6 protein-coding genes and 1 tRNA gene are annotated in these 12,371 nt (G+C 74.4%); 6 read left to right on the plus strand and 1 reads right to left on the minus strand.

All coding sequences use genetic code 11. From position 1 onward, the window contains the following. Positions 1-51: 51 nt before the first annotated feature. The gene (gene aroA, locus R3E88_08790; GenBank protein MEZ4216561.1) at positions 52-1,362 is read right to left on the minus strand and encodes a 3-phosphoshikimate 1-carboxyvinyltransferase; all 1,311 of its coding nucleotides are present in this window, start codon (positions 1,360-1,362) and stop codon (positions 52-54) included. A gap of 378 nt (positions 1,363-1,740) precedes the next feature. On the opposite strand from aroA, the gene serA reads away from it, so the two are divergent. The 6 genes from serA to R3E88_08820 all read left to right on the plus strand — a co-directional run bounded on the left by serA (position 1,741) and on the right by R3E88_08820 (position 11,778). Next, the gene (serA, locus tag R3E88_08795; GenBank protein MEZ4216562.1) at positions 1,741-3,312 is read left to right on the plus strand and encodes a phosphoglycerate dehydrogenase; all 1,572 of its coding nucleotides are present in this window, start codon (positions 1,741-1,743) and stop codon (positions 3,310-3,312) included. Then, positions 3,313-4,608 carry an adenylosuccinate synthase gene (locus R3E88_08800; protein ID MEZ4216563.1) on the plus strand — a complete coding sequence of 432 codons (1,296 nt, stop codon included), beginning with the start codon at positions 3,313-3,315 and terminating at the stop codon, positions 4,606-4,608. It abuts the gene before it with no gap. Positions 4,609-4,706: 98 nt separating this feature from the next. Next, complete coding sequence (locus R3E88_08805; protein MEZ4216564.1) at positions 4,707-5,399, plus strand: endonuclease/exonuclease/phosphatase family protein; 693 nt, start codon at positions 4,707-4,709, stop codon at positions 5,397-5,399. Positions 5,400-5,644: 245 nt separating this feature from the next. Beyond that, on the plus strand, positions 5,645-7,915 hold the full coding sequence (locus R3E88_08810) for a hypothetical protein (GenBank protein MEZ4216565.1): 2,271 nt from the start codon (positions 5,645-5,647) through the stop codon (positions 7,913-7,915). After that, positions 7,912-11,628 carry a hypothetical protein gene (locus tag R3E88_08815; protein MEZ4216566.1) on the plus strand — a complete coding sequence of 1,239 codons (3,717 nt, stop codon included), beginning with the start codon at positions 7,912-7,914 and terminating at the stop codon, positions 11,626-11,628. Before R3E88_08810 ends, R3E88_08815 begins: the two co-directional genes overlap by 4 nt. Before the next feature lie 74 nt (positions 11,629-11,702). Beyond that, a tRNA-Lys gene (locus R3E88_08820) sits at positions 11,703-11,778 on the plus strand. Positions 11,779-12,371: the final 593 nt, after the last annotated feature.

The raw sequence follows: 12,371 nt of genomic DNA on the forward strand, positions 1-12,371 counted from the left end.
CGCCGCGCCCGCGGCGGCGCCGCCGCCTTGTTAGGCCCGCGCGCGCGGCGCCTACCAGGACGCGAAGGAGGCGAAGTAGTCGGGCCAGGTCTTCGCGACGCAGCCCGGGTCGCGGATCGCGACGCCCGGGACGCGCAGGCCCGCGAGCGCGAACGACATCGCCATGCGGTGGTCGTCGTAGGTCTCGATGGTGGCGCCGTGGAGCGGCCCGGGGCGCACCTCGAGCGCATCGGCGCTCGCCGTCGCGCGCGCGCCGAGCCGGCGGAGCTCGGTCTCGAGCGCGTGCAGGCGGTCGGTCTCCTTGATGCGCAGGTTGGCGACGTTCTCGATCGTGGTCGGGCCGTCCGCGAAGAGCGCGACGACGGCGTAGGCGAGGGCGGCGTCCGGCAGGTCGTTCATGTCGACGCGCCCGAGCGAGTGCAGGCCCGAGGCCGGACCCTCGACCTCGACGAACGCGTCGCCGCGGACCACGCTGCAGCCCATCCGCTCGAGCAGGTCGACGATGCGCAGGTCGGACTGGCGCGAGCCGGGCGGGATGCCGACCACGCGCGCGCGCCCGCCCGCGATCGCGGCCGCGCAGAGGGGATACACGGCCGACGACGCGTCGGGCTCGATCGCATAGCGTCGCGCGCGGTACGGACGGCCGGCGCGCACGAACAGCCGGCCGGGCGCGGCCTCGTCGTCCTGGGTCGTGAAGCGCGCCTCGGCGCCGAACGCCTCCATCAGCTCGAGGGTGAGGTCGACGTAGGGGCGCGAGACGATCGCGCCGTCCTTCGCGGCGAGCTCGACGTCGCGCGCGGCGTAGGGCGCGGCGAGCAGGACGGCCGACACGAACTGGCTCGAGCGGCGCGCGTCGATCTCGGCCGCGCCGCCGGGCAGGCCGCCGCCGAGGACGCGCACGGGAGGGAAGCCCGCCGCGCGCTCGTAGGCGACGCGGGCGCCGAGCGCGCGCAGCGCGTCGACGAGGTCGCCGATCGGCCGCTCGCGCATGCGGTCGGTGCCGTCGAGCACCGTCTCGCCGCTCGCGAGCGTCGCCGCCGCCGCCAGGAAGCGCATCGCCGTGCCGGCGTTGCCGACGTGGATCGGCGCGCTCGGCGCGGCGAGGCGCCCGCCCGTTCCGCGCACCGTCCAGTCGCTGCCGTCGGTCTCGACCGCGACGCCCATCGCGGCGAGGGCGCGGCGCATGGCCACCGTGTCGTCGCTGTCGAGCGCGCCCTCGAGGTGGCTCTGTCCGTCGGCGAGCGCGGCGACGAGCAGCGCGCGGTTGGTCAGGCTCTTCGAGCCGGGCACCGCGACGACGGCGTCGACCCCGCCGCGCGGCGCGATCGGCAGGACGTCGCTGTGCGGCGCGGTGCGGGACATGCGCGCTCCTCCGGGCCTCGCGGCGCGCGCACGCTAGCACCCCGCCCGCGCGCTCCCGGCGCCGCGCGGCGGTGCGCGCGCGCTTCGTTGACACCCGGGAAGCGGTTCGCGACACTCCCGCCCCGCGTTCGATTTCCCTTGGTAGGCCAGTCAGTTAGCGCGCCATCTCCGCATGCGCGGCGGACGCCGCGCGGGCGGCGCGAACGCAGCGCGCGCGCCGCCGGGCGGCGGCGAGGGGCGCGCGGTCGCCGTCGCGCGGGCCGGCCGAGGCGGGTCGGAGCGTCCAGGGTCGACGAGCACGACGAACGATCGCGCGCGCGGCCGCGCCCGTCCGCGGCGCGGCTCGTCGCGCGCGTGCCCGAAGCGAGGTGTCGAAGCGTGGCCAAGGTTCTCGTGACGGATCCGCTCGCCCAGCAGGGCCTCGACGTGCTCCGCGCGTCGTCGGGGCTCGAGGTCGTCGTCGCCGAGCCGTCCGATGTCCTGACGGCGATCGCCGACGCGGAGGGGCTCGTCGTCCGCAGCGGCACGAAGGTGACGAAGCAGGTCATCGCCGCCGCGCCGCAGCTGCGCGTGATCGGCCGCGCGGGGATCGGCGTCGACAACGTCGACGTCCCCGCGGCGACCGAGCGCGGCATCGTCGTCGTGAACACGCCCGAGGGCAACAACATCACGACGGCCGAGCACGCGATCGCGCTGCTCGTCTCGCTCGCGCGCCACATCCCGCAGGCCACCGCCTCGATGAAGGCGGGGAAGTGGGAGAAGAAGCGCTTCGAGGGCATGGAGCTCTACAACCGCACGCTCGGCGTGCTCGGCATCGGGAACATCGGGCGCATCGTCGCGCAGCGGGCCAAGGGGCTCGGCATGAAGGTCGTCGCGTTCGACCCGTTCGTGTCGGCCGAGGCCGCGGCGCGCTTCGACATCGAGCTCGTCGACCTCGGCGAGCTGCTCTCGCGCGCCGACGCGATCACCGTGCACGTCCCGAAGACGAAGGACACGACGAACCTGCTCGGCCGCGCCGCCTTCGCGAAGTGCCGGCCCGGCGTGCTCGTGATCAACGCCGCGCGCGGCGGGATCGTCGACGAGGCCGCGCTGCTCGAGGCGCTCGAGTCGGGGCAGGTGGGCGGCGCCGCGCTCGACGTGTTCGTCGAGGAGCCGCCGCCGGCCGGGCACCCGCTCGTCGCGCATCCGAGGGTCATCTGCACGCCGCACCTCGGCGCGTCGACGGAGCAGGCGCAGGTGAACGTGTCGATCGCGGTCGCCGAGCAGGTGCGCGACTACCTGCTGCTCGGGCTCGTGCGCAACGCGGTGAACGTGCCGTCGATCTCGGCGGACCTGCTGCACGAGATGCGGCCGTACCTCCAGCTCGCCGAGAAGCTCGGCCGCTTCCAGGGGCAGCTCTGCCCCGGCCCGATCGACCAGATCGAGGTCGAGTACGCGGGCGACGTCGCCGAGCTCGACGTCGCGCCGATCACGATCGCGGTGCTGAAGGGCGTGCTCGAGAAGGCGACCGACCGCGTCAACATGGTGAACGCGCCGCTGCTCGCGCAGGACCGCGGTATCAAGGTGCTCGAGAGCAAGGCGAGCCGTCGCCAGGACTTCGCGAGCACGGTGACCGTCCGCGTGAAGGGCTGCCTCGATCGGCTGATCGCGGGCGCCGTCTTCCACGGCGGGCAGCCGCGCATCGTGCGCATCGACGACTTCATGCTCGAGGCGATTCCGGAGGGCTCGACGCTGCTCGTGTTCAACCACGACCAGCCCGGCGTCGTCGGCACCGTCGGCACGATGCTCGGCGAGGCGGGCATCAACATCTCGCGCATGCAGCTCGCGCTCGTGCGCGAGCGCCAAGAGGCCGCGATGCTCGTCAACGTCGACCAGAGCCCGCCCGAGAGCGTGCTCGAGCAGCTGCGCGCGCTGCCGCACGTCATCTCCGCGCAGCTCGTGGAGCTCTAGATGGCGACCGTCGTCGGCGTCGGTGCGCAGTGGGGCGACGAGGGCAAGGGCAAGATCATCGACTGGCTCGCCCCGCGCGCCGACCTCGTCGCGCGCTTCCAGGGCGGCAACAACGCCGGCCACACGCTCGTCGTGAACGGCGAGCAGACGGTCCTGCACGTGGTGCCCTCGGGCATCCTGCACCCGGGCAAGGTGAACCTGATCGGCCCGGGCGTCGTCGTCGACCCGGTCGTGCTGCTCGGCGAGATCGACCGGCTCACCGAGCGCGGCGTGCTCCAGGACCCGGCGCGCCTGCGCCTCTCGGGCCGTGCGCACGTCATCCTCGAGTGGCACACCGCGCTCGACAAGGCGCGCGAGGAGCGCGCGAAGGGCAAGGCGATCGGGACGACCGGGCGCGGCATCGGCCCGACCTACGAGGACAAGGTGGCACGGCGCGGCGTGCGCGTCGCCGACCTCCTCCACCCGTCGTCGCTGCGCGACAAGCTCGCCGACATCGCCGAGCTCAAGAACTTCGAGCTCGAGCGCATCTACGGCTGGCCGCCCGTCGACGTGGGCCGGCTCTTCGACACGTGCGTCGAGCTCGGCCGGCGGCTCGAGCCGTACGTCGACCACACCGCGCACATCCTCGACGAGGCGCTGCGCGCCGGGAAGAGCGTGCTCTTCGAGGGCGCGCAGGGCACGTTCCTCGACATCGACCACGGCACGTACCCGTACGTCACCTCGTCGAACTGCGTGGCGGGCGCGGTGTGCGCGGGCTCGGGCATCGGGCCGACGAAGATCGACCGCGTCCTCGGTATCACGAAGGCCTACACGACGCGCGTCGGCGGCGGCCCGTTCCCGACGGAGCTGACGGACGCGACGGGCGACCGGCTGCGCACGGTGGGCGCCGAGTTCGGCGCCACGACGGGCCGCCCGCGCCGCTGCGGCTGGCTCGACGTCGTGATGCTGCGCGAGGCCGTGATCGTGAACGGCATCACCGACCTCGCGGTGATGAAGATCGACGTGCTCTCGGGCTTCGACGAGGTCGCCGTCGCCACGCAGTACCGCATCGACGGCAAGCTCGTGCGCCACTTCCCGATGACGCTCGACGAGGTCGAGCGCGCCGAGCCCGTGTACGAGACCTTTCCAGGCTGGACGGAAGACCTCTCGCGCGCGACGTCGTTCGCCGAGCTCCCGGACAACGCGCGGCGCTACGTCGAGGCGATCGAGCGCCTCGTCGACGTCCAGGTCTCGTTCCTGTCCGTGGGGCCGGGCCGCGACGCGACGATCACGCTCGTCGACCCGTTCGGTCGCTAGCGCGCGGCGCGCCGTTCAAGTCGCCGCGCGCGGGCGTCGATCGGAGCCGCGCCGCGGGCGCGCCCGCGCGGGCGGCGGACACGGACGGAGGGGTTCGAGTGGGCGACCGGCTGCGCGTGATGTCCGCGAACCTGTGGTGGGGAAGGGCGGACCCCGACGCACTGGTCGCGACGCTGCGCCACCTCGAGATCGACGCGATCGGCTGTCAGGAGCTCGGGTTCGAGCAGGCCGAGGCGATCGCCGAGGTGCTGCCGCACGGCCTGCTCGCCCCGTCCGCCGGCGCGGACGGCACCGGCATCGCGCTGCGCAGCCCGGCTGCGTTCGAGTCGGTCGCCATGCCCTACCGCGACCTGCGCGTCGCGCGGCTCGCACCCGCCGACTGGCCGGGCCTTCCCGGGCCGCTCGAGCTCGCCTCCGTCCACGTCGCCGCACCGCACATCCGCCCCTACGGCGTCGGCCCGCTGCGGCGCCGCGCGCAGATGCGCGCTCTCGAGCGCTACCTGCGCGAGCGGCCCGCCGAGCGGCGCGTGCTCGTCGGCGACTTCAACGCGACGCCCGTGTGGCCCGTGTACCGGCGGATGGCGTCCCACCTGACGGACGCCGCGGTTGCGGTCGCCCAGACCGAGGGCCGCGCGCCGCGCCCGACCTGGGGGCCGTGGGCGGGCTCGCCGAGGCTGCTGCGCATCGACCACGCCTTCGTCGGCGGGCTCGCGCCGGTCGCGTTCCGCACGGTTCCCATCCCCGGATCCGACCACGACGCCATCGTCATCGAGCTCTCCCTTTCTCTTTGATCCTCGACCTTCGAGTGCCTGGCGGCCTGCGAGCGGGGGCACGGTAGGCGAAAACAAGGCGAATGCAACCGGGCACGGGGCGCCGGGGCACGCGGTCGCCTGACTGCCGCGCGTGTGCGGGATAGACTGCGCGCCTCCTCGAATCGGCCCCTGCCTCCCCCAACGGACGGGGCCCACGCGGCGGCAGCCGCAAGGACGAGAGCGCTCCCGAGCCCATGTCCCGAAGCCCGTCTCGCACCGCGCGCATGCGCGCGGCCGCCGTCGCGCTCGCGCTCGCGCCGTTCGCGCTCGCCCTCGGCTGGCGGGCCGTGGTGGCGCCGAGCATCGCCGTCGCGCAGGCGCCGGTCGCGGCGCCGGCGGCCCCGGCCGCCGCCGCGCTCTCGCCGCTCGGCCCGGCGCCCCTCCTCGAGCTCGAGCTCGCGAAGGAGGACGTCGACGCCCTGCAGCGCGAGCTCGCGCGGCGCAGCACGGCGGGTGCGGCGGCCGCGGCCGCGCCGGACGAGGCGAAGCGCGTGCGCGCGTCCGGCCGCGCGACCGCGCTCGGGCACACGGTCGACGTGCGCGTCGAGATGCTCGACGACTGGAGCGAGCGTCTCGAGGGCAGCCACTGGCCGCTGCGCGTCGACGTGCGCGGCGACGAGTACCTGTTCGGCGTCGATCGCTTCTCGCTGCGCGCGCCCGCGATCAACGGCTACCAGGCCGAGATCCTGATGGCCGAGCACCTGCGCCGCGAGGGCATCGTCGCGCCGCGCGTCTTCTTCGTGCGCGTCGCGCTGAACGGCGAGAGCCTGGGGCTCATGAAGCTGCAGGAGCAGCTCGGCAAGAAGATGATCGAGGCGCAGGAGCGCCGCGAAGGCGCCATCCTGCGCTTCGAGGACGGCGGCGACGACGCCTCCGACGCACCCGGGCTCGCGCGCCTGCCCGACGACTTCCTCGCGCGCTCGCTCGTGCTCGAGCCGGGGAGCGGCAAGTCGTCGAAGACGCGCGACCAGCAGCGCGCGCTCGCGGTGGGGCTCCTCGACGGCTTCCTCGCCGGCGCGCTCGACGCGCGCGAGGTGTTCGACGTCGACCTCGCCGCGCGCTTCCTCGCGGTCTGCGAGCTGTGGCGCGCCGTCGACACCGTGCGCTGGCCGAACCTGCGCTTCTACCTGAACCCCGTCACGATGCGGCTCGAGCCCGTCGCGAACGCAGTGAGCCCGCCCGCGCTCTTCCTCGAGGACGGGCTCGTCGCGACGTCCGAGGCGTGGCCGCGCGCGCTGCTGCGCGACGACGAGCTGCGCGCCGCGTTCGAGGCGCACCTGCATCGCATCGCCGGCGAGGCGCGCAGCGGCGCGCTCGCCGGCTGGCTGCGCGCCGAGGAGGGGCCGCTCGTGCGCGCGCTCCGCGCGGATCGCGCCGAGGCCGCGCCGCTCGCGCTCGAGCCGATCGCGACGCGCGCGCGCGCGCTCGTGCAGGCGCGCGTCGAGCGGCCGGCGGCCGAGGCGATGGAGGTCGGGGCGCAGGTGGCGGCCGCGGTCGGGCGCCCGCCGGTGCGCAGCCCCGTCCCGCGCGCGACGCGCGCCGAGGCGCTCGCCGCCCATCCCTTCCTCGCCTGGAACGAGGCCGCGCAGGCGTTCGATGTCGCGCCCGGCGCGCACGACGTGAAGGACGCGCTCGTGCTGCCCGACGGCGCCGGCCTGCGCGCGGGGCCGGGCACGACGCTGCGCTTCGAGGAGCGCGGGCTGCTCGTCGCGCGCGGCCCGCTCGAGCTGCGCGGGAGCGCCGAGGCGCCGGTCGTGCTCGAGGGCCGCATCCGCAGGGACGGCACGGCCGGGACGTGGCAGGGCGTCGTCGCGCTCGCATCGCCGCGCCCGCACGAGCTCGAGCACGTCGTCGTGCGCAACACGAAGGGCATCGACCGCGCGGGCTGGGTGCTGACGGGCGGGTTCACGGTGCGGGCCGCCGAGCTGCGCGCCGCGCACGTGCGCGTGATCGGGACCGTCGCCGAGGACGCGATCAACCTGATCCGCACGCGCTTCGCGCTCGACGACGTCGAGGTGATCGATACGCGCTCGGACGCGCTCGACTGCGACTTCGCCTCGGGCTCGATCGCCGGCGGGCGCTTCGCGGGCATCGGGGGCGACGCGATCGACGTGAGCGGCGCCGAGATCAGCGTCGAGGGCACGGGCATCGCGAACGTGCGCGACAAGGCGATCTCCGTCGGCGAGCGCAGCAAGCTCGTCGCGCGCGACGTCGCGATCGACTCGGTCGGCACCGCGGTCGCGAGCAAGGACGGCTCGATCGCGCTGATCGAGGACTCGCGCGTCTCGCGCGTCACGCACGTCGCGCTCATGGCCTACACGAAGAAGGCGGAGTACGGCGGCGCGCAGCTCGAGGCGCGCGGCGTCGCGATGGAGAAGATCGGGCGCCCCGCGGTGGCGCAGCTCGGCAGCCGCGTCGTGATCGACGGCGACGTGCAGGCGGCCGAGGACGTCGACGTCGAGAAGCTCTACAAGCACGGATACATGCGGAAGTGACGGGCGTCGGGAGCGGCGTCCGGGTCGGCGCGGCGCTCGCCGCGTGCGCGGGGCTCGCGCTCGCCCTGGCGGCGTTCGGCGCGATGGCGCCGCGCGCCGCGGCGGCCGCCGCGGCCGATCCGGCGGGCGCGTCGCCGCCGCACGCGCTCGCCGCGACGAGCGCGATCCCGTACGGCCCGCCGTTCCGCGCCGAGCTCGACGCGCTCTTCTTCGACCCCGAGACCGGCGCGCCCGACCCGGCGAAGCTCGCGACCTGGCGCGAGACGCTCGAGCGCAAGCTGCGCTTCGCGCTCGTGCACGTCGCGCGCTACGAGGAGCTCGACGGCGGTCGCAGCGCGAAGTCCGCGCGCAAGCGCGCCGCGTCGCGCGACACGGCCGTCGCGCTGCGCCACGCGCGCGCGCTCCTCGATGCGCTCGCGCGCGAGCCCGACCGGCCGCGCCAGTACGCGCTCGCCGCCGAGCTCTACATGGTCGACTACGCGACGCGCTCGTACGCCGAGTCGCTCGGCAGCATCGAGATCCCGATCCATCTCTGGAACATCGCGTTCGACTGGAGCCTGCCGACGGGGCAGCGTGCGCGCGAGGCCGCGAGCGAGGCCGGCAACCTCGTCGACCCGGCGACCGGCCGCTTCTACACGCCGGAGGGCCTCGCGCGGCTCGTGCGCGAGGGCGTCGACCTCTCGACGCTCGACCCGCCCGCGGAGTCGCCGTTCTGGCGCGCGCTCGATCCGGCCGGCCTCGACATCGTCGACCACTACCTCGGCGGCGGCCCGCCCGTGCTGCACGGCGAGCGCGCCGTCTTCCCCGGCGACGGCGCGACGTTCGACTTCGACGGCATGCACCTCACGCAGAGCAAGCCGAAGATCGACGTCACGTGGAAGGACGCCGCGTGCCGCGCGCGCCCGGCGAAGGAGCAGGGCGACTGCGCGCGCGACTACAAGCTCAAGTTCGGCATGGAGACGCACGCCGACCCGGTCGCGAACGCGCTGCTCGCCGGGCTCGGCTACAACGCCGACCTCGCCGAGCACCTGCGCCACGTGCGCGTCGACCTCGGCGACTTCCCGTTCGAGGAGCTCGACAAGGAGTGGACGGCCTACTTCGACCTCCAGCGCCTGCACACGTTCATCCCGCTGCGCTCGGTGCTGCTCCCCGGCGCGGCCGGGCACGGCCGCGACGAGCGCGGCGAGTACGTCGTGTTCCAGGCCGCCGTCGCCGAGTACAAGCCGAAGGACATCGACCGCATCGGCATGTGGCCGTTCAGCGAGGGCATGGCGTCGACGGCGCGCGAGGCGCGCGGGCTCGGGCTCTTCAACGTCTGGATCGCGAACGCGGACATGAAGGACGAGGAGAACAACAAGCTCTCGCTGCGCACCGACGAGAGCGGCGCGACGCACACGTACCTGACGCAGCAGGACATCGGGCACGCGTTCGGCATCGTGCTGCCCGAGCGGCCCGAGGTGTTTCCCTGGGAGGCCATCGAGTCGAGCTGGTGGTCGCGCCTCTTCGGCTTCGTGCGCGGTCGCACCGAGCTCAACTACATGAACCTCCAGCAGGCCGGTCTCGAGTGGATGACGACGTGGGCGGACGCGAAGTGGATGGCGCGCCGCATCGCGCGCCTCTCGCGCGCGCAGATCGAGGCGGCCGTCGCGCTCGGGCGCTACCCGGGCGGCATCGGCGACCTCTACGTCGAGAAGCTCGTGAGCCGCCGCAACCAGTTCGTGCGCGTGTTCGGCCTCGAGGACGAGTTCCCGATGCTCCCCGTCGACCGCCACCTCACGACCGGGGACGGCAGCGTCGTCGACGGGCACGTCGTGCAGGGCCGCTTCCCCGACGAGACGCCGAACGACTACCTCCACCACCACCGCGACGTGTTCGTGCCCGTCTTCCAGTACCTCGGCGACGCGGCGAAGCGCGCACTGCAGGCGGGCGTCGCCGCGGTCGACGAGATCGACCCGGGGACGTTCGAGATCCGCGACGAGTGGCGCATCGCGCCCGAGCTCGTGCTGAAGGTCGCGCGGCGCGTGATGGCGAACCCCGCGCCCGAGGGCCGCTTCGACCAGTACCTCGTGCAGGACACGCTGCGGCTCGGCTTCCGCGCGGGCGCCGGGCACACGGGCTTCGCCGAGGGCGGCTTCGAGCGCACCGTCTCGATCGCGTTTCCCGTGCCCTCGCGGCGCGAGGGGATCGACGCGCCGCCGTGCCTGCTGCCGTTGCTCGTCTGGCGCGACGCCGCGCGCGGCGCGCTGCCCGAGCACTACGTGCTCGTGCGCGAGCACGCCTGGCGCGTCGGCGCGCGCGTGCGCAGCGCCGACGACATCGAGCTCACGGGCGGTGGCGACGCCGCGCACGCGTGGGTCGCGCGCGAGCGCACCGTCGTCGATGCGCGCGACGCGGCGCCGATCGTGTACCGCGAGAGCCCGCGCACGTGGGAGACGAGCGCGCGCGCCTTCGCGCGGCTCGGCGTGCTCGACATCCCGTTCGCGAAGCTCGACCGGCGCGCGGGCGGCGTCGAGGGCCGCGCCTGGCGGCTCGACCCCGCGAAGCTCGCGACGCCCTCCGCGCGCGATGCGCGCGCGAGCGTCCTCGACCGCATCGTGCGCGCGAACGACCTCGCCGAGATCGAGCGCATCGCCGCCGGCCCACCGGCCCGCCTCGGCGCGCGCGCGAGCACGCGCCGCGGCTGGCTCGGCTTCCTCGTCGCGAGCGTCGACGCGCAGGCGCGCGCGGCCGACGTCGCCGTCGACGGGCCCCGCGGCCCGCGCGCGCAGTGGTCGCACGAGCGCCGGCGCGCGACGAGCTGGGCCTTCCTCGACAACGGCGAGGAGCGCGTCCTCGAGGTGCGCGCGTCGGCCGAGCGCGCGCCCGCCGACGGCGACGGGGACGCGCGCGGCGCGGCCCGCCGGGGCGAGGGCGGCGCGCTGCGCGCGCCGCACGTCGCGCTCGAGTGGCGCATCGACGACCTGCTCGCGCACAGCGACGAGCTCGACGCCGCCTACGGATTCCTGCGCGCGCTCGCTCCCGGCCGCGACTTCGTCGCGCCCGGCTTCCGCGCCGAGGACTGGGAGGTGTCGGGCGAGCGCGACGGCATCTGGGGCCGCATGAAGGCGACGGCCGACCTCCACCTCGACGCGCGCGCGCTCGACGCGCTCTGCACCGCGGACGCCGACGCCGCGTTCGCCTCGCTCGGCCGCGCGCTCGGCGCCGACGCGCGCGCCGTCCGCCACGCGCGCGCGCGCCTCCACGACGCCGACCCGAAGCGCCGCATGGTCGCGCGGCGCGCGCACGTCTCGGGCGAGCGCGAGCGCATCCGCGCGCTCGACGCCGCACTCCGCGCGCTCGCCCGCGGCTGCGCGTCCCGCGACGACACCGCGCGCGTCCGCCGCATCGCCGACGTGCTCTTCCGCGCCACGCGCACCCACGACGGCACGTTCGACCCCGTGGTCGTCGTCGCCCTCCTCGACGCCGCCGGCTTCGACGCGCTCGCCGCGAGCGGCGACGCGCTCCTCGAGGCGCGCTTCCACAAGGCCTTCGAAGACGAGCACAACCTGCCCGAGCGCCGCGACCTCGTCGGCCGCATCGGCGACGCCGCGCTCCGCACCCGCCCGACCGACTACCGCCTCTTCCCCCGCGACGCCGAAGAGCAGTGGAAGCAGCTCGACTGGGCGCGCGACGCCCTCGCACCACCGCCCGCCGCGAGCGCCGCCCGCGACTAGCGCGCGCCGCACACGCGACCGCAAGGCCCGCGCGCGCGGTGGACACCGACAGGGCCCGGTGGTACCTGACTCGCGGGCCCATAGCTCAGCTGGTAGAGCAGTGGACTTTTAATCCATCGGTCCGGGGTTCGACTCCCCGTGGGCCCACCATCGAAGAGAGCGGGATTCCTCGCCTTTCCAGGTTGTGGCTCCCCACGTGGCCGATGGCCGAGCGGGCAGCGGGCCGTTTCGGGCCGTCGCCGGCCGAGATGTCGGCCGCGCAGTCGACGGGCTCGTTCGGAACGAAGTGCGCGTACACGTCGAGCAAGACCTTCGCTGACTTCCATCCGCCCGTTCGCTGCATCCATAGGATGTTCGTGCCGCGCGCTATGTGAAGCGACGCGAAGATGCACCTCCGGGAGTGTGCCCGCATAGTTGGTTCGTAGGCCCTACGTCGGATACATCCGCGCAAGAGCGGCTCGCGGCCTAGGCGGTAGCAGCTCACGAACGGAACAGACGACGGAAGAGCCCAAGACCGAGCAAACTCTCGCTCCGAGACGAGCGGACTTGTGGTTGGGGTCACCGGAATCCAGAACTGCCTAGCGACGAGACGTGAGCGCCGGTCGATTCCCTAGCGGCTGTCGAAGTCGATGCTCTCGCGCTTAGCAGACTCGGCGAGCTGGCGTCAGAATCCAAACTCCCGCTCCACGTCGATTCTCTGCCACATGTGTCGCCTCCCGACCACTTCCCGACCGAGGGCTACT

The organism is Myxococcota bacterium, from assembly GCA_041389495.1.
Classification (GTDB): domain Bacteria; phylum Myxococcota_A; class UBA9160; order UBA9160; family UBA4427; genus JAWKRT01.